16 protein-coding genes are annotated in these 18,413 nt (G+C 57.0%); 10 read left to right on the top strand and 6 right to left on the bottom strand.

The genetic code is table 11. The features are described from left to right. Nucleotides 1-87 precede the first annotated feature (87 nt). The 7 genes from lepA to acpS all read left to right on the top strand — a co-directional run bounded on the left by lepA (nt 88) and on the right by acpS (nt 6,531). Nucleotides 88-1,887: a translation elongation factor 4 gene (gene lepA / locus OXR61_RS14695; protein ID WP_031279376.1), complete on the top strand. Its 1,800-nt coding sequence runs from the start codon at nt 88-90 to the stop codon at nt 1,885-1,887. A 9-nt stretch (nt 1,888-1,896) separates the two neighbouring features. Next, nucleotides 1,897-2,868: a signal peptidase I gene (gene lepB / locus OXR61_RS14690; protein WP_021506522.1), complete on the top strand. Its 972-nt coding sequence runs from the start codon at nt 1,897-1,899 to the stop codon at nt 2,866-2,868. 118 nt (nt 2,869-2,986) lie between these two features. Continuing rightward, entirely contained in the window at nt 2,987-3,667 is a 681-nt protein-coding gene (rnc, locus tag OXR61_RS14685) for a ribonuclease III (RefSeq protein ID WP_021506523.1), read from the top strand. A gap of 48 nt (nt 3,668-3,715) precedes the next feature. Continuing rightward, nucleotides 3,716-4,618 carry a GTPase Era gene (era, locus tag OXR61_RS14680; protein ID WP_021506524.1) on the top strand — a complete coding sequence of 301 codons (903 nt, stop codon included), beginning with the start codon at nt 3,716-3,718 and terminating at the stop codon, nt 4,616-4,618. A 3-nt stretch (nt 4,619-4,621) separates the two neighbouring features. After that, the gene (gene recO / locus OXR61_RS14675; RefSeq protein WP_021506525.1) at nt 4,622-5,359 is read left to right on the top strand and encodes a DNA repair protein RecO; all 738 of its coding nucleotides are present in this window, start codon (nt 4,622-4,624) and stop codon (nt 5,357-5,359) included. 60 nt (nt 5,360-5,419) lie between these two features. Further along, nucleotides 5,420-6,151, top strand: coding sequence for a pyridoxine 5'-phosphate synthase (gene pdxJ / locus OXR61_RS14670; protein WP_021506526.1), 732 nt, complete (start codon nt 5,420-5,422; stop codon nt 6,149-6,151). Continuing rightward, a complete protein-coding gene (gene acpS / locus OXR61_RS14665; RefSeq protein WP_010617758.1) occupies nt 6,151-6,531 on the top strand; it encodes a holo-ACP synthase in 381 nt (126 codons plus the stop codon). The genes pdxJ and acpS overlap by 1 nt, the downstream gene beginning before the upstream one ends. Here acpS and OXR61_RS14660 read toward each other — a convergent pair. The 5 genes from OXR61_RS14660 to OXR61_RS14640 all read right to left on the bottom strand — a co-directional run bounded on the left by OXR61_RS14660 (nt 6,528) and on the right by OXR61_RS14640 (nt 10,803). Further along, complete coding sequence (locus OXR61_RS14660) at nt 6,528-6,776, bottom strand: YfhL family 4Fe-4S dicluster ferredoxin (protein ID WP_010617759.1); 249 nt, start codon at nt 6,774-6,776, stop codon at nt 6,528-6,530. The two genes, acpS and OXR61_RS14660, sit on opposite strands and share 4 nt — an antisense overlap. A gap of 316 nt (nt 6,777-7,092) precedes the next feature. Then, on the bottom strand, nt 7,093-8,514 hold the full coding sequence (locus tag OXR61_RS14655; protein ID WP_021506528.1) for a glucosyltransferase domain-containing protein: 1,422 nt from the start codon (nt 8,512-8,514) through the stop codon (nt 7,093-7,095). Then, nucleotides 8,511-9,422, bottom strand: coding sequence for a glycosyltransferase family 2 protein (locus OXR61_RS14650; protein WP_021506529.1), 912 nt, complete (start codon nt 9,420-9,422; stop codon nt 8,511-8,513). The genes OXR61_RS14655 and OXR61_RS14650 overlap by 4 nt, the downstream gene beginning before the upstream one ends. Continuing rightward, the gene (locus OXR61_RS14645; RefSeq protein WP_031279382.1) at nt 9,419-9,781 is read right to left on the bottom strand and encodes a GtrA family protein; all 363 of its coding nucleotides are present in this window, start codon (nt 9,779-9,781) and stop codon (nt 9,419-9,421) included. The genes OXR61_RS14650 and OXR61_RS14645 overlap by 4 nt, the downstream gene beginning before the upstream one ends. Before the next feature lie 182 nt (nt 9,782-9,963). Next, a complete protein-coding gene (locus tag OXR61_RS14640; RefSeq protein ID WP_021506531.1) occupies nt 9,964-10,803 on the bottom strand; it encodes a MurR/RpiR family transcriptional regulator in 840 nt (279 codons plus the stop codon). 216 nt (nt 10,804-11,019) lie between these two features. On the opposite strand from OXR61_RS14640, the gene yfhb reads away from it, so the two are divergent. Next, entirely contained in the window at nt 11,020-11,658 is a 639-nt protein-coding gene (gene yfhb, locus OXR61_RS14635) for a phosphatidylglycerophosphatase C (protein WP_021506532.1), read from the top strand. A 57-nt stretch (nt 11,659-11,715) separates the two neighbouring features. After that, nucleotides 11,716-12,210, top strand: coding sequence for a tRNA adenosine(34) deaminase TadA (gene tadA, locus OXR61_RS14630; RefSeq protein WP_071813580.1), 495 nt, complete (start codon nt 11,716-11,718; stop codon nt 12,208-12,210). Here tadA and mltF read toward each other — a convergent pair. Then, nucleotides 12,207-13,664 carry a membrane-bound lytic murein transglycosylase MltF gene (gene mltF, locus OXR61_RS14625; RefSeq protein ID WP_021506534.1) on the bottom strand — a complete coding sequence of 486 codons (1,458 nt, stop codon included), beginning with the start codon at nt 13,662-13,664 and terminating at the stop codon, nt 12,207-12,209. The two genes, tadA and mltF, sit on opposite strands and share 4 nt — an antisense overlap. A gap of 270 nt (nt 13,665-13,934) precedes the next feature. Between mltF and purL the strand changes: the two genes are divergently transcribed. Next, a complete protein-coding gene (purL, locus tag OXR61_RS14620) occupies nt 13,935-17,825 on the top strand; it encodes a phosphoribosylformylglycinamidine synthase (protein WP_021506535.1) in 3,891 nt (1,296 codons plus the stop codon). Nucleotides 17,826-18,413: the final 588 nt, after the last annotated feature.

Below are 18,413 nucleotides of genomic sequence, written 5' to 3'. Positions count from 1 at the left end.
TGACAGGGTTCCGGGTAAAGCTCACTTGCCTGAATGTGTCTGTGCTCACGTTTTCAACTGATTTTCTACGTGAAGATATTCATATAAATGAAGCACATACGAAATTTCTCCATTATCGCTCACATTGACCATGGCAAATCAACGCTCTCTGACCGTTTGATTCAGATTTGCGGTGGCCTGAGCGATCGTGAGATGGCGGCGCAGGTTCTGGATTCGATGGATCTGGAGCGCGAGCGCGGCATCACCATTAAAGCGCAGAGCGTTACGCTCGATTACCACGCGCCAAACGGTGAAACTTACCAGCTCAATTTTATCGACACCCCAGGCCATGTTGACTTCTCTTATGAAGTTTCCCGCTCGCTGGCGGCCTGTGAAGGGGCATTGCTGGTGGTTGATGCAGGTCAGGGCGTTGAAGCGCAGACCCTGGCGAACTGCTACACCGCCATGGAAATGGATCTGGAAGTGGTACCGGTACTGAACAAGATCGACCTGCCTGCGGCCGACCCGGAGCGCGTGGCGGAAGAGATTGAAGATATCGTCGGCATCGACGCCGCGGATGCGGTGCGTTGCTCGGCGAAAACCGGCGTCGGCGTACCGGATGTGCTGGAACGTCTGGTGCGCGACATTCCGCCGCCGGAAGGCGATCCGGAAGGCCCGCTGCAGGCGCTGATCATCGACTCATGGTTTGATAACTACCTCGGTGTGGTCTCGCTGATCCGTATTAAAAACGGCACGCTGCGCAAAGGTGACAAAGTCAAAGTGATGAGTACCGGCCAGGTGTACAACGCTGACCGCCTCGGCATTTTCACGCCAAAACAAATTGACCGTACCGAGCTGAAGTGTGGCGAGGTAGGCTGGCTGGTGTGTGCCATCAAAGACATCCTCGGCGCACCGGTGGGCGATACCCTGACGCTGCAGCGCAATCCAGCGGACAAAGCGCTGCCGGGCTTCAAAAAAGTGAAGCCACAGGTGTATGCCGGTCTGTTCCCGGTAAGCTCCGACGACTACGAAGCTTTCCGTGATGCATTAGGCAAGCTGAGCCTGAACGACGCCTCACTGTTCTATGAGCCAGAGAGCTCCACCGCGCTGGGCTTTGGCTTCCGCTGTGGCTTCCTCGGCCTGCTGCACATGGAGATCATCCAGGAGCGTCTGGAGCGTGAATACGATCTCGACCTGATCACCACCGCGCCAACGGTTGTGTACGAAGTGGAAACCACTGACGGAGAAGTGGTGTACGTCGACAGCCCATCGAAGTTGCCGCCGCTGAATAATATTGCTGAACTGCGCGAACCGATCGCTGAGTGTCATATGCTGCTGCCGCAGGAGTTTCTGGGCAACGTCATTACGCTGTGTATCGAAAAACGCGGTGTGCAGACTAACATGGTTTACCACGGCAAACAGGTTGCGCTGACCTATGAGATTCCGATGGCGGAAGTGGTACTCGACTTCTTCGACCGTCTGAAATCAACGTCGCGCGGCTATGCGTCGCTGGACTATAACTTCAAACGTTTCCAGACCTCTGACATGGTGCGCGTCGACGTCCTGATTAACTCAGAACGCGTTGATGCGCTGGCGCTGATTACGCACCGTGATAACTCACAGTATCGTGGCCGCGAGCTGGTGGAGAAGATGAAAGATCTGATCCCGCGCCAGCAGTTCGATATTGCGATTCAGGCAGCAATCGGCAACCACATTATCGCTCGCTCAACAGTGAAGCAGCTGCGTAAAAACGTCCTGGCGAAATGCTATGGCGGTGACGTCAGCCGTAAGAAAAAGCTGTTGCAGAAGCAGAAAGAAGGTAAGAAGCGAATGAAGCAGGTCGGCAACGTTGAGCTGCCGCAGGAAGCATTCCTTGCCATTCTGCATGTCGGTAAAGACAGCAAATAAGGAACTTTAATGGCTAACATGTTCGCCCTGATTCTGGTGATTGCCACTCTGTTAACCGGCATCATTTGGTGTATCGATCGCTTTAAGTGGGCCCCGGCGCGCCGGGCAAAGCAGGCGGCGGCACAGGCTCAGGCAGGTAATTCGCTCGACAGCAAAACGCTGGCCAAAGTGGCCGCGCAGCCGGGCTGGGTTGAAACCGCAGCGTCGGTGTTCCCGGTGCTGGCGGTGGTACTGATCGTGCGCTCGTTTATCTTCGAACCGTTTCAGATTCCTTCTGGCTCGATGATGCCGACGCTGCTGATTGGCGACTTCATCCTGGTGGAGAAATTTGCTTACGGCATCAAAGATCCGATCACGCAAACCACGCTGATCCCGACCGGCCATCCGCAGCGCGGAGATGTCGCGGTGTTCAAATACCCGAAAGATCCGAGCGTGGATTACATCAAGCGCGTGATCGGTCTGCCGGGCGACAAAGTGGTGTTTGATCCTTACAGCAAAACCCTGACCATCAACCCAGGCTGCGGTACGGGCAAGTGTGACACGGCGCTGCCGGTGACCTATACCAACATTGAGCCGAGCGATTTCATCCAGACCTTCAGCGGCTTTGATGGTAACGAAACCGGCAACGGTTTCTACCAGGTGCCGCAGGGCGAAACGCTGCGGGGCGGCCTGCGTCTTGGCACGCGCAAAGAGACGCTGGGCAATGTCACGCACGATATCCTGCTGGTGAACGAGGCGCAGAGCCAGGCGAGCATGTATTATCAGCAGCCGGGTCAGCCGCAGGCCACGTGGATTGTGCCGCAGGGGCAATACTTCATGATGGGCGATAACCGTGATAACAGCGCCGACAGCCGCTACTGGGGCTTTGTGCCCGAGAAGAATCTGGTCGGCAAAGCGGTTGCTATCTGGATGAGCTTTGAGAAACAGGAAGGACAGTGGCCGACCGGCGTGCGACTGAGTCGCATTGGCGGTATTCACTGATTTAAAAACGGTTGGCTTCCTGCGAGTCAGGGAGCCACTGCACACCAAACAGAACGTGCTGGACCTTCAGCCCTGTTTGGTATGCAGAGTCACAGACGCACAGAACAACTGGAATCGCATGAACCCCATCCTCATTAACAAGCTGCAGCGCAAACTGGGCTACACTTTTACTCATCCGGAATTACTGCAGCAGGCACTGACTCACCGCAGCGCCAGCAGCAAACATAACGAGCGTCTTGAATTTCTTGGCGATTCTATCCTCAGCTACGTGATTGCCAACGCGCTGTATCACCGCTTCCCGCGCGTGGACGAAGGCGACATGAGCCGCATGCGTGCCACGCTGGTGCGCGGCAACACGCTGGCCGAAATGGCGCGCGAGTTTGAGCTGGGCGAATGTCTGCGTCTGGGACCGGGCGAGCTGAAAAGCGGCGGGTTCCGCCGGGAATCCATCCTCGCGGATACCGTGGAAGCGCTGATCGGCGGCATCTTCCTCGACAGCAATATTCAGACGGTAGAGAAGCTGATTCTCGACTGGTACCAGAATCGCCTTGAGCAGATCAGCCCGGGCGATAAGCAAAAAGATCCGAAAACGCGCCTGCAGGAGTATCTGCAGGGCCGTCATCTGCCGCTGCCGTCTTATCTGGTGGTACAGGTACGTGGCGAAGCGCACGATCAGGAATTCACCATTCACTGTCAGGTGAGTGGGATGGCTGAACCGGTGGTGGGCGTGGGCTCCAGCCGCCGTAAAGCAGAGCAGGCCGCCGCCGAACAGGCGTTAATCAAGCTCGGCCTCGAATAAATTGTCATTTCGCAGCCTCAGCAGTGAGGCTGCCCAATCAGGACCCGAATGAGCGAACTCGAAACATACAGCGGCTTTATCGCGATTGTCGGCCGGCCTAACGTCGGCAAATCCACCTTACTGAACCAGCTACTGGGGCAGAAGGTGTCGATCACCTCGCGCAAGCCGCAAACCACGCGCCACCGCATCATGGGTATTCATACCGAAGGCGCTTATCAGGCGATCTACGTGGATACACCCGGCCTGCATATGGACGAGAAGCGGGCGATCAACCGCCTGATGAACCGTGCTGCCAGCAGCTCCATCGGTGACGTTGAGCTGGTAATTTTTGTGGTGGAAGGCACGCGCTGGACGCCCGACGATGAGATGGTGCTGAACAAGCTGCGTGACGGCAAAGTGCCGGTGGTGCTGGCGGTAAACAAAGTCGACAACATCCAGGATAAAAGCATCCTGCTGCCGCACCTGCAGTTCCTCAGCCAGCAGATGAACTTCCTCGAGATCGTGCCGATCTCCGCCGAAACCGGTAAAAACGTGGATGCGATTGCGGAGATCGCCCGCAAGCGCCTGCCGCTGTCGGATCACCACTTCCCGGAGGACTACATCACCGATCGCTCGCAGCGTTTCATGGCTTCAGAAATCATCCGTGAAAAACTGATGCGCTTCCTCGGCGCCGAGTTACCGTATTCGGTTACCGTGGAGATTGAGCAGTTCGTCTCTAACGAGCGCGGCGGCTATGACATCAACGGTTTGATTCTGGTCGAGCGCGAAGGGCAGAAGAAGATGGTGATTGGCAACAAAGGTGCCAAAATCAAAACCATCGGTATCGAAGCGCGTAAAGACATGGAAGAGATGTTCGAGGCGAAAGTCCATCTCGAGCTGTGGGTTAAAGTGAAATCGGGCTGGGCGGACGACGAACGTGCGCTGCGCAGCCTGGGTTATACAGACGACTAATTGATGGAAGGCTGGCAACGCGCCTTTGTGCTGCATAGTCGCCCTTACAGCGAAACCAGCCTGCTGCTCGACCTGTTCAGCGAAAGTCAGGGACGCGTCCGCGTCCTTGCCAAAGGCGCACGCTCGCGCCGTTCCCAGCTTAAAGGCGCACTGCAACCCTTCACACCGCTACTGGTGCGCTGGGGCGGCCGTGGCGAAGTCAAAACCCTGCGTAACGCCGAAGCGGTGTCGCTGGCGCTGCCGCTTAGCGGCATCACGCTCTACTGTGGCCTGTATGTTAACGAGCTGCTGTCGCGGGTGCTGGAGCAGGAAATCCCGTTCTCCGAACTGTTCTTCGATTATCTTTCCTGTATCCAGACGCTGGCGGCGGCCAACGGTTCGCCCGAGCCAGCGCTGCGCCGTTTTGAGCTGGCACTGCTGGGCCACCTGGGCTACGGCGTTGACTTTCTGCACTGCGCCGGCAGCGGCGAGGCGGTCGACGACGGTATGACCTACAGCTATCGCGAAGAGAAAGGCTTTATCGCCAGTCTGGTGGTCAATCAGCGCAGTTTCACCGGCCGCCAGCTGCGCGCGCTGTGGGAGCGCGAATTTCCCGATGCCGACACGCTGCGTGCCGCCAAACGCTTCACGCGCATGGCGCTGAAACCTTATCTGGGCGGTAAGCCGCTGAAGAGCCAGGAGCTGTTCCGTCAGTTTGTGCCGAAAAAACGACCGAACGTGGCAAACGACGAGCGTGGGTGATGCACCTGACAGGCTCCGCGCGTTACACTGCAAACATACTGAACACATTTAAGGATTGTCATGGCTGAGTTGCTGTTAGGGGTCAACATCGATCACATCGCCACCGTACGTAACGCGCGTGGCACAAACTATCCCGATCCGGTACAGGCCGCGTTTGTCGCGGAGCAGGCGGGCGCAGACGGCATTACCGTGCACCTGCGTGAAGACCGCCGTCATATCACCGACCGCGACGTGCGGATTCTGCGCGACACCATTCATACCCGCATGAATCTTGAGATGGCAGTCACCGACGAAATGGTGGGCATCGCCTGCGACATCAAACCGCATTTTGTCTGCCTGGTGCCGGAAAAGCGCCAGGAAGTGACCACCGAAGGCGGCCTTGATGTGGCCGGTCAGCAGGACAAGGTCAACGCGGCAGTCAAACAGCTGAGCGAGGCGGGCATTCTGGTGTCGCTGTTTATTGATGCCGATCAGCGCCAGATTGAAGCGGCGGTCGCCAGCGGTGCGCCTTACATTGAAATCCATACTGGCGCCTATGCTGAAGCAGCGGAAGGACTGGCACGCGATGCCGAACTGGCGCGTATCGCCAGCGCTGCGACCTTTGCCGCCAGCCGCGGCCTGAAGGTCAATGCTGGCCACGGTCTGACGTATCACAACGTCCAGCCGATTGCTGCGCTGCCGGAAATGCATGAGCTGAACATTGGTCACGCGATTATCGGTCGTGCGCTGTTCAGCGGTCTTGCAGCGGCGGTTAGCGACATGAAAGCGCTGATGCGGGAAGCGCGCCGCTAATGGCCATCCTGGGGCTGGGCAGCGATATCGTCGAGATCGAGCGTATCGCCGGCGTAATTGAACGCTCCGGCGATCGTCTGGCGCGCCGCGTGCTGAGCGAAGCGGAGTGGCAGCAGTATCAGGCGCATCAGCAGCCGGTGCGCTTCCTCGCCAAGCGTTTTGCGGTGAAAGAGGCGGCGGCAAAAGCCTTCGGCACCGGCATTCGCGGTGGTTTAGCGTTCAATCAGTTTGAAGTGTACAACGATGCGCTGGGGAAGCCTGGCCTGCGCTTCTTTGAACAGGCCAAAGTGATTGCCAGCCAGCTGGGCGTGCAGCATGTGCACGTCACGCTGGCCGACGAGCGCCACTATGCCTGCGCTACGGTGATTATCGAAGATTAAGCGTGCAGCAGCACAAATTTCTCCCACAGCGCGTCACGACTTTCCACGTGCTGTGGGTCTGAAAGGATAGTGTTATCAATCGGGCAGACGCTCTGACAGGTCGGCTCATCATAATGACCCACGCATTCAGTGCAGCGGTCAGCGTCGATCTGATAGATCGATTCACCCATGCTAATCGCCTGGTTCGGGCACTCAGGCTCGCACATGTCGCAGTTAATGCAGCGCTCAGTAATTATCAGTGCCATTGCATAAGCTCATCAGTTGCTTGTTTTCATTGCATGTTTCTTGGTTAGTTTCGCTCTCCGGGGTAAAACGCCTGCTGAAATAGCGCTTTGCAGTGTGATTTTTCAATCGATGCAGGCGTAAACCAGCGGGGCGAGCCCCTGAGCGGCACGCATATTATCACGACGAGTGGCGTTCAAAAAATGACTTAGCGTAGTATTCAGCCGCCAGCAGAACGTGGCTGCTACCAGCCGATCTGATGTCGCGCCATAGCCAGAAAACCACGCAACGGTAAGCAGAGCCGTTGCGCGGTTAGCGAAATAGTGGCGGCGCTGGCCTTTATTTTACCGGTGCCAGCACGTGGGTGGCATCCAGCGTCAGACAGTCACCTGGACATTTATCGCTGCCGTAGATAACGGGCGCCTTTGGCAAGGAAAACTTCATCGCGTGCTCTTTTTTAATCGCGTCGGCCATACCGGCAAAGGTCCATGGCATACCCAGCGAAAGCGAACCGAACTCATCGTATTTTTTGGATTTTGCGACAGCAGGTAAGTTGTCGCTATCGATACGATAATAAAGCTGGCCAGAGTATTCTGCAGGCACATTCTCTATGATTGCGTTGCTTAACAACTGATACTCGCGCTGCTGAGGCGTAGAAAAGCCCTTATGAATATTCAGCATGCATGAGAGCACTGCAATAACGAGGCAAACGATACTGGCAGACGTGGTTATCTTCAGCTTATTAAAGATTACGAATAAGCCAGCAATGAAGGCTGAGGTAGTGATTAACGACAGCGCGATAACCGTGCGATAGGCTGCCCAGTCCTCACTCACCAAAAGATTAGGAATGCCCGCCGCCAGCAGGAAAAACAGGAACAGAAAAGCTTTACGCGGTTTGAAATTGGGTGCCTTCACAATGCCCACGATGATCAGTGAGCAGGAGATGATAATGCTGACAATCGAGCGCCCGGTATCAAAGTTGCACAGCGCATTTCTGAGCGGTTCAGCGATAAACCAGGTGATTTTTTTCAGCGGCGCTAAGGTGATATTGGTTCTGGCCAGTACTTCATTAAACAGCACGAGCGGCAGAACTTTCGCCAGCACCAGCGCCATCACCATGCCAAATCCCAGCATGAACATCAGCTTGATCACCGCGCTGCGCTGATAATTATTCCGGGTCATGCCCAGATCGAGCAGGGCAAAGAATAAAAAGCTCATGGCTGCGGGTTGGTAAATCGCAAAGGAAAGCGTCAGGCAAATAGCCGACAGTAGCACCCGGCCCAGGCCTTTGTTTTCCGCCAGCGTTGAATAACTGATGCCCGCCAGCAGCACGGACAGGACATAAGGAAAGCAGACTGTCCAGCCGACAAAAACCTGAAATGAGGGCAGCAAACAAATCAACGTGGCAAACGTCAGACGCTGGACCGCGCTGGCGAAAATGCTGCGACGCTCAAGGAAACGGATAATGTACCCGCCCAGTAAAATCAGGCTTAATAATGAGAGTACACGGAGCCAGGTCAAATCCTGCACGTCATCGATCAGGAAAGCGAAGAAGTAGCGGATAGCACCATAAAAAGGTCGGCCCGATAAGATATCCCATTTGAAAATACTGAATGCATCGGTAGTGGATGCGTATAAATAGAACCAGTCGTCGGAAAATCCGTATGTTGATAAATAAACCGGGCTATAACCGATGAGTAAAGCGACGGCCAGTATCAGATACATGGCGGAGGGATGACGCTCAAAAACTGTTTTTTTCATTTCCTGCTCTTAATTACGTAGCGTGGTCTTTGTTTGGACTCAATGTAGATTCGGCCAATATATTCGCCCAGAACACCGATGCCGATAAGTTGCACTCCACCCAAAAACAGAATGGAAACCAGCAACGAAGGGTAACCCGCCACCGGATTGCCCCAGAGCAGTTTATCGATGATCATCCAGAATCCATAAAGAAAGGAGAGTAACGCGACGCTACCGCCGATGTAACTCCAGATGCGCAAGGGGAAGGTTGAAAAACTGGTTAATCCTTCTAATGCCAGATTCCACAATTTCCAGCCATTAAATTTCGACACCCCTGTGACGCGTTCAGCCCGATCATATTCCACAATCGCTGTTTTACCGCCAACCCAGGATAAAATGCCCTTCATGAACAGATTCCTTTCCGGCAGGCTTTTTATATGTTCTACCGTCTCGCGCGACAGCAGACGAAAATCGCCAACGTTTTCCTCTATTTTCGGCGAGCTGATTTGGTTGTGGAAGTGATAAAACCACTCGGCTGTTTTACGTTTGACATGCCCATCGGCGCTGCGATCTTTCCGTTTAGCCAGAACCACATCGGCACCCGCTTGCCAGCGTTCAACCAGTTGATGGATAACGGCGATGGGGTCCTGCAGATCAACATCAATCGGGATAACCGCGTCACCGGTGGCATGCTCCAGTCCGGCAAACAACGCGGGTTCTTTGCCGAAATTGCGGGTGAATGACAGCGCAATGACCAGCGGATCCGAGATGGCAAGGGCATTGATGATGTTTTCGCTGCCATCGCTACTGCCGTCATTGATAAAAACAATTTCCACCTGATAGCCGGCTAATTCATGACGAACCGCCTGATAAAAGAGTGGAATGGTTTCCTCTTCATTGAAGACGGGCACGACGAGAGACAATTTCATTTTACTTCCCTGAAAACGATGTAATTAGAGTAGATGAAGCCGCAACCCAGGCTAATAAAGGAAAAGAGTATCAGGGTAATCACCGGGGAAAGCGTGCAGGCGTCGGCCATCCAGCCAACCAGCGCCGCCATGCCTCCCATAAAGCTGACATAAAGCAGGTAACGCAAGGGCGTGGCTGCAGAAGAGAAGGTCCAGCGGGCATTAGCAAAAAAGGAAAACGTCACCGCAACGCAGAATGCTCCAAAGTTAGCCATAGCCTGACCTGACTCGAACAGCTTGAGAATAAGCGCAAACACCGTCCAGTGAATCGCGGTGTTGATAACGCCAATTCCTGCATAACGGGAAATAAGTTTCAGCATGACGAGAGAGATGAGTAAATTTGCCCTGATCATATACATCGGAAATTATCCTGCAAGCCCGATGCTGAAAATGCGTTTAATCGGGCCAAAACAAGGATAGCGACAGGCAACAAAACCATTGCCCCGCCCGATGATCAATTTCGGGCTAAGGCAGGGTGGGGAATATCCTGAGCATGGGGCAATCAGACCAGCTTTTTCACCAGCTCCTCGCTGTGACGAATATGGCTGGAGGCGCGTTCCGGATCGTTCTGCACCAGCGCCATAAACAGCAGATCGGTCAGCGCCAGTTGGGCGCTGGTGGAGGAGATGGCCGCGCTGCGCGTGCTCTGCTCCTCGGCGACGGTGTACAGGCAGACCGTGGCGCACTGCTGCAGCGAATTCGGGGTAAAGCCGGTAAACGCCAGCACATCGGCGCCAATCGCCGCCGCTTCCTGCGCCGCGAGGTTGATCTCGCGACGTTCGCCGGTGTAGGAGATTGCCAGCAGCACATCGCCGGGTGCCATCGCCTGAACGCTGGCCAGCAGCGCGTGCATGTCCTGCTCGGCGACGGCGTTGATGCCAATCTTCATCAGCTTCCACGAAAAATCTTTCGCCACCAGCCCGGAAGCGCCAATGCCGACCAGCAGAATGCGGTTGGCGTTTTTCAGCAGCTGCAGCGTTTCCGTGAGTTTCTCTTCGCTGTTGATATCCAGCGTGGCGCGAATCGCCGAAATTTTTTCCGTCAACAGCTTTTCGCCGACGACTTTGAGCGGATCGTCACTCAGAATGTGGTTGTGCACGGTGATGGCATCGCGGTCGGCCAGCGACTCACTCAGCGCCAGCTTCAGCGCCGGAAAGCCTTTGTAACCCAGTTTCTGGGCGAACTTCACCACGCTCGACTGGCTGACGCCTGACTCTTCCGCCAGTTTTTGTGAACTCAGATGCCGTGCCCGATCAGGCTGCGACAGCAAAAAATCCGCCAGCCGACGCTCGTTCAGCGCCAGGCGTGGGTAGAGCTGGCGAATTCGCAGCAATGAACTCATGTCCGATCCTTAATCCATAGTCCCGCACACAGCTTAGCCGCTCGCGGAAGGAAATGTCTGGCCAGGAATGTCAGATGACATCGCGCCGACGCAGAGAATAAACTATTCAAATGGCATTGTAGCCACTGGAATTAAAAATGACAGCTTTCGCCCCGGCGCGCGATGCTGGCTACACTGTAGAGCAGGTATCGCCGCGTTTAGAAAAAGGAGTCGGGTTTGACAAAGGGTTCGCATCGCCGCGTAGTATTTTTTGACCTGGACGGCACGCTGCATCAGCAGGACATGTTTGGCACATTTATGCGTTATCTGCTGCGCCGCCAGCCGCTCAATCTGGTGCTGGTGGTGCCGCTGCTGCCGGTCATCGGCATGGGTATGCTGATAAAGGGCCGCGCTGCGCGCTGGCCGATGAGCCTGCTGCTGTGGGCTATCACCTTTGGCCATCGTGAGGCCACGCTGCGCAAGCGTGAGGCCGAATTTGCCCGCTGGTTTCGCGAGCGCGTTACCGCGTTTCCGGTGGTGCAGCAGCGGCTGACTGACTACCTCAGCAGTGAAGACGCCGATGTCTGGCTGATTACCGGCTCGCCGCAGTCACTGGTGGAGCAGGTCTATTTTGATTCCGCGTTTCTGCCGCGCGTGAAGCTGATCGCCAGCCAGATGAAACCGGGCCGTGGCGGCCGGGTATTGGCCATGCGCTGTCTTGGCCATGAAAAAGTGGCGCAGCTCGAGGAAAAAATCGGTACGCCGCTGCAGCTATACAGCGGCTACAGCGACAGCAAGCAGGATAACCCGCTGCTGTTTTTCTGCCAGCACCGCTGGCGCGTGACGCCGCGCGGTGAACTGCAACAGCTGGAGTGAATCGCAGCTGGATTCCGTCTATAATGCGCCGCCTTGTTAATCCGCAGGAGTTGCCCGTTGAACCCACAAACTGATGAATACTGGATGCGCCACGCGCTTGAACTGGCGCGGCGTGCGTGGGAGCAGGGCGAAGTGCCGGTCGGTGCGGTACTGGTGCAGGGTGACAGAGTGATTGGCGAGGGCTGGAACCGGCCGATTAGCCAGTGCGATCCCACCGCGCATGCCGAGATTATGGCGCTGCGTCAGGGCGGAAAAGTGATTGATAACTACCGGCTGCTCGACACCACCTTATACGTAACGCTGGAGCCGTGCGTGATGTGCGCCGGTGCCATGGTGCACAGCCGGATTACCCGTCTGGTCTATGGCGCGAAGGATGAGAAAACCGGTGCCGCCGGTTCGCTGCTGGATGTGATCGGCCATCCGGGCATGAATCATCAGATCGAGATTGCGCATGGCGTGCTGGCCGAGGAGTGCGCCACGCTGCTGAGCGACTTCTTCCGTATGCGCCGCGAACAGAAGCGCGCGCAGCGGCAGGCGCTGCGCGCCGATTAGTTCATCGCAATCTTCGGTTCGACGGCCGGATAACCGGCACCGAGTTCCGCTTCCAGCGCCGACTGCTGCGCCAGCCGTTTCTCCTGCTCCTGCAGATAGCCTACCAGGCTGATCTGATACTTACGGATGTTCTCAACGTAGTTATAAGCTTCGTGGCCGCGCGCATAACCGTAAGTGGTCTGCGCGTAATAGCGCTTCTGGCTCAGCATCGGCAGGCGCAGCTTAACGTCGGCCCAGCTGTCCGGATTGCCGCCCTGTTTAAGCGTCAGCCGGCGTGCATCCAGCATATGTGCGTAGCCCATGTTATAGGCCGCCAGCGCAAACCAGATGCGTTCATCTTCCGGAATGGTCTCCGGTACTTTTTCCATCATGCGCCGCAGGTATTCGCTGCCGCCGCGAATGCTCTGTTCCGGATCGAGACGATCGTTCACGTCGAGGCTGTCAGCGGTATTGCGCGTCAGCATCATCATGCCGCGCACGCCGGTGGGCGAGGTCGCCTGCGGATTCCAGTGCGACTCCTGGTAGGAAATCGCCGCCAGCAGGCGCCAGTCGATACTGGACGCGTACTTCTCAAACAGCGGCTTGATATCCGGCAGCGTGTTATCAATCGCCCGCAGGAAGGTGCGGGTATCGACATAATCAAAGGTGCCGACGTGGCCGAGATACTTCTCTTCCAGCCGCGCCATGGTGCCTTCTTCCCCCATCTGACTGTAGAAGTCGAGCATGGCTGCGTTCAGGCTATCGTCATCGTTACGCGGCAGATACCAGGTTACCGGCTCTTCATCGGTAATATCAAACGCCACCGCCAGCTGTGGATGGATGCGCTGCAGCAGGCCGATGGTCACCGAATCCCCCACGGTATAGTCAAGCTTGCCGTCGGCAACCGCTTCCAGCAGCGCTTTCTGGCCCATATCGGTGGAAATGGCCCAGTCGAGATCGGGATAGCTGTCCGCTTTGGCGGAACGTAACGTTGACAGATAGGCTGAACCGGACTGCACAATCAGCCGGCCTTTCAGATCACCAAGGTTTTTGGGCCGCGGCTTGTCGATGCGATACACCAGCTGCTGCGACACCGAATAGTAGCTCGGGCCACTCTGATAACGGCTGAGGCGCTCGCTGTTGTAGATCAGCCCGGCGGCCAGCAGGTCGGCTTTGCCGTCGTCGAGATCGTCAAACAGGTCGCCGAGGTTGGGCCGCACCGTGACTTCCAGCTTCACGCCAAGATAATCGGCGAAGCGCTTCGCCAGCTCGTAGTCCATACCGGCTGGTGCATTATTGATGGTGTAGTAAGTCAGCGGTGAGTTGACGGTACTGATGCGCAACACTCCCCGCGATTTGATCTGTGATAACGCGTCTTTTCCGCCCCCGTACCAGGGGATGGACGGCCACAGCGCCAGCGCAAGCAGCACGGTGATCAGACCGATAAACAGATAATTTAATTTCAAGCGTTTCAAATAGTTGTCTCGTAATGGCTCACAGGCCTCTGTCTTTTAAAGGCAGTATTTATGTTGTTTTGCACTCCCAGAGCGAGGGGCATTTTGCGCAACAAAGCGCAACAGGGCAACTTATATAGCAAGATTTGCGCAAAATTCAGGCAAATCCTGAGGCTCAGTTTTTCTGCGCAAACGGTTTCGTAACCCGTGCCATTTCTCTATAATACCGCCCGTTTTCCCTGTTGCGCCCCATGAAGCGTCGCCCGGCGCTTCGAAGACGAGAGATCTTTAATGATGGAAATTCTGCGTGGTTCGCCCGCTCTGTCGGCATTTCGTGTAAACAAACTGCTGACCCGCTTTCAGGACGCTCATCTGCCGGTGAGTGATATTTACGCCGAGTACGTCCATTTCGCCGATGTCAGCGCACCGCTCAGCGCGGAACAGCAAGCCCGCCTGCAGCGTCTGCTGAAATACGGTCCTTCTCTCGCCGAACATGCGCCACAAGGGCGTCTGTTGCTGGTGACGCCGCGTCCCGGCACCATTTCTCCCTGGTCATCGAAAGCCACCGATATCGCCCACAACTGCGACCTGCCACAGGTATTGCGCCTGGAGCGCGGCCTGGCCTTCTATGTACAGGCACCGCAGCTGACTGACGCGCAGTGGCAGCAACTGGCCAGCCTGCTGCACGACCGCATGATGGAAACCGTGTTCACGGAGCTCAGCGCGGCAGAACAGCTGTTCGCGCATCATGAGCCGCAGCCGCTGAAAAGCGTAGACGTGCTGGGCGGAGGGCGCGAGGCGCTGGAGCAGGCTAACCGCACGCTCGGCCTGGCGCTGGCCGATGACGAAATTGATTACCTGCTCGATGCCTTCACCAGACTGGGCCGCAATCCGAACGACATCGAGCTCTATATGTTCGCCCAGGCGAACTCCGAGCACTGTCGTCACAAGATTTTTAACGCCGACTGGATTATCGACGGCGAAAAACAGCCAAAGTCGCTGTTTAAAATGATTAAAAACACCTTTGAGCAGCATCCGGAACACGTCCTGTCGGCGTATAAAGACAATGCCGCGGTGATGGAAGGCTCCGAGGTCGGGCGTTTCTACGCGGATGCGCAGCAGGGCGAATATGAGTTCCATCAGGAAGCCGCGCATATCCTGATGAAGGTGGAAACCCACAACCATCCGACGGCCATTTCGCCATGGCCGGGCGCCGCCACCGGTTCCGGCGGGGAAATTCGTGACGAAGGCGCCACCGGACGCGGCGCGAAGCCGAAAGCGGGTCTGGTCGGCTTCTCGGTTTCCAACCTGCGTATTCCCGGCTTTGAACAGCCGTGGGAAGAGGATTTCGGCAAGCCGGATCGCATTGTTACCGCGCTGGATATCATGACCGAAGGCCCGTTAGGCGGCGCCGCGTTCAACAACGAATTTGGTCGCCCGGCGCTGAACGGCTATTTCCGTACTTATGAAGAGCAGGTCAACAGCCACAACGGCGTTGAGCTGCGCGGCTATCACAAGCCGATCATGCTGGCCGGCGGCATTGGTAACATCCGCGCCGATCACGTGCAGAAGGGTGAAATCGTGGTTGGCGCGAAGCTGATTGTGCTGGGTGGTCCGGCGATGAATATCGGCCTTGGCGGCGGCGCGGCGTCCTCGATGGCGTCCGGCCAGTCGGATGCCGATCTTGACTTCGCCTCTGTGCAGCGTGACAACCCGGAGATGGAGCGTCGCTGTCAGGAAGTGATTGACCGCTGCTGGCAGCTGGGCGAAGCCAACCCGATTCTGTTTATTCACGACGTTGGTGCCGGTGGCCTGTCTAACGCCATGCCTGAGCTGGTGAGCGATGGCGGCCGCGGCGGCAACTTCAACCTGCGCGACATCCTCAGCGATGAACCAGGCATGAGCCCGCTGGAAGTGTGGTGTAACGAGTCGCAGGAGCGTTATGTGCTGGCGGTTGCGCCGGACAAACTGGCGCTGTTCGATGAGCTGTGCCAGCGCGAACGTGCGCCGTACGCGGTGATTGGTGAAGCGACCGAAGAGCAGCACCTGAACCTTGCCGACAGCCACTTCGATAACAAACCGATCGACATGCCGCTCGACGTGCTGCTGGGTAAAACGCCAAAAATGACGCGCGACGTGGCCAGCCAGCAGGCTAAAGGTGACGCGCTGGTGCGGGACGGCATTACCATTGCCGATGCGGTAAACCGTGTGCTGCACCTGCCAACCGTGGCGGAGAAAACCTTCCTGGTGACCATCGGTGACCGCAGCGTAACCGGCATGGTGGCGCGCGATCAGATGGTCGGGCCGTGGCAGATCCCGGTGGCGAACTGCGCCGTGACCACTGCCAGCCTTGACAGCTACCACGGTGAAGCGTTTGCCATGGGCGAACGTGCCCCGGTAGCGCTGCTTGATTTCGCCGCGTCCGGCCGCCTGGCGGTGGGCGAAGCGCTGACCAACCTGGCCGCGACCGCGATCGGTTCACTGAAGCGCGTGAAGCTGTCGGCAAACTGGATGGCTGCAGCCGGTCACCCGGGCGAAGACGCAGGCCTGTACGCCGCAGTGAAAGCGGTGGGCGAAGAGCTGTGCCCGGCGCTGGGGATCACCATTCCGGTGGGTAAAGACTCCATGTCGATGAAAACCCGCTGGCAGCAGGGCACTGAACAGCGCGAAATGACCTCGCCGCTGTCGCTGGTCATTACGGCTTTTGCACGCGTTGAAGATGTGCGTCGCACCGTGACACCACAGCTGCAGCCGGAAGGCGACAATCTGCTGCTGCTGGTGGATCTCGGCAACGGTGCTAACACCCTCGGCGCCACGGCGCTGTCACAGGTGTATCGCCAGCTGGGCGACAAGCCGGCCGACGTGCGCGATGCCGCGCAGCTGGCCGGCTTCTTCAATGCAATTCAGACGCTGGTCAGCGAGCAGAAACTGCTGGCTTACCACGACCGCTCGGATGGCGGTCTGCTGGTCACGCTGGCTGAAATGGCCTTCACCGGCCACTGCGGTGTTGAGGCGGATATCGCCGCGCTGGGCAGCGATGCGCTGGCAGCACTGTTTACGGAAGAGTTGGGCGCCGTACTGCAGATTAATGCTGCCGACCGCGCGGCCGTGGAAAAAGTATTTGCCGATCACGGTCTGAGCAGCAATGTTCACGTCATCGGTAAAGCGCTGCCGGGCGACCGTTTTGTTATCCGCTCCGGCGACAGCGCGGTGTACAGCGAAAGCCGTACCACCCTGCGTACCTGGTGGGCTGAAACCACCTGGCAGATGCAGCGCCTGCGCGATAACCCGGCCTGTGCCGATCAGGAACATGAAGCGAAGAAAGACGATAACGATCCTGGCCTGAACGTGCAGCTGACCTTCCGTCCGGAAGAGGATGTGGCGGCACCGATGATCGCCACTGGCGCGCGTCCGCGCGTTGCCGTGCTGCGCGAGCAGGGCGTGAACTCGCACGTTGAGATGGCCGCTGCCTTCCACCGCGCAGGCTTTACCGCAGTTGACGTGCACATGAGCGATCTGCTGGCGGGCCGTCGTGGTCTGGAGGAGTTCCACGCGCTGGTCGCCTGTGGCGGCTTCTCCTACGGCGACGTGCTGGGTGCGGGCGAAGGCTGGGCGAAATCGATTCTGTTCAACAGCCGCGTGCGTGACGAGTTTGAAAACTTCTTCCATCGTCCGCAGACGCTGGCGCTGGGCGTATGTAACGGCTGCCAGATGATGTCGAATCTGCGTGAACTGATTCCGGGCAGCGAGCTGTGGCCGCGCTTTGTGCGTAACCAGTCCGAGCGCTTTGAAGCACGCTTCAGCCTGGTGGAAGTGGCTGCCAGCCCGTCACTGCTGCTGGACGGTATGGTCGGTTCTCGCATGCCGATTGCCGTCTCGCACGGTGAAGGTTTTGTTGAAGTGCGTGACGGTGCGCATCTGGCTGAGCTGGAAGCGAAAGGGCTGGTGGCGCTGCGCTTCGTCGATAACTTCGGCAAGGTCACCGAGACCTATCCGGCGAACCCGAACGGCTCACCGAACGGCATCACCGCTGTGACCAACGAAAGCGGGCGCGTCACCATTATGATGCCGCATCCGGAGCGCGTGTTCCGCACCGTCAGCAATTCGTGGCACCCGGCGGAGTGGGGCGAAGACAGCCCGTGGATGCGGATTTTCCGCAACGCGCGCAAGCAGCTGGGTTAAACCTGAATCCTGTCTCTTACCGGTGCCCATTCACGGGCACCGTGCAAAGGCCGCTCAACGCGGCCTTTTTTATTTTTTGTCGCGTGGGCACTGCTCTCGATCTGCTGTGATTCGCTGACCTCTGTGGCATGTCGGAAAATGACGACAATCCCATAACTGAACTGTCGCTAAAAGGTGACATTTAAATCGTTGTTTTTTATGGGTGCGAAGTTAGCGCGTTAAAGCCGTTGCTAATCGGCGACACTTTTCCAGACCAGCCGGTCCGAAAGCGTCGTTAATTCCCTCTCTGAGCTGGCAGTATGCTGATTAACAAGGCTATTTATTTTCTGGCACGATAGTTGCTATAATCATTACGTTGCTCATTCTCCTGTCTATGATTGCCCCGCACTGCGGTTGAGCTCATAAAATACCGAATGACGCACCAAACGGAGCCTGCCGTCCACCCAACCGATAATCGCTTGCTTTGCAACGTTATCAAGCACCGGACGCAACGTTGAGTTAGGCTCCACCTATTTTGCAGGCGATGCTGCGGCGTCGCTCTCACGGCAGGCCAAAAGGCCTGCCGTTTTCGTTTTCAGCCTTTCTAAC

The sequence above is a fragment of the Pantoea sp. GM_Pan_4 genome (assembly GCF_026541005.1).
GTDB classification, from domain to species: domain Bacteria; phylum Pseudomonadota; class Gammaproteobacteria; order Enterobacterales; family Enterobacteriaceae; genus Pantoea; species Pantoea dispersa.
This window is presented reverse-complemented; position numbering and strand designations above follow the sequence as displayed.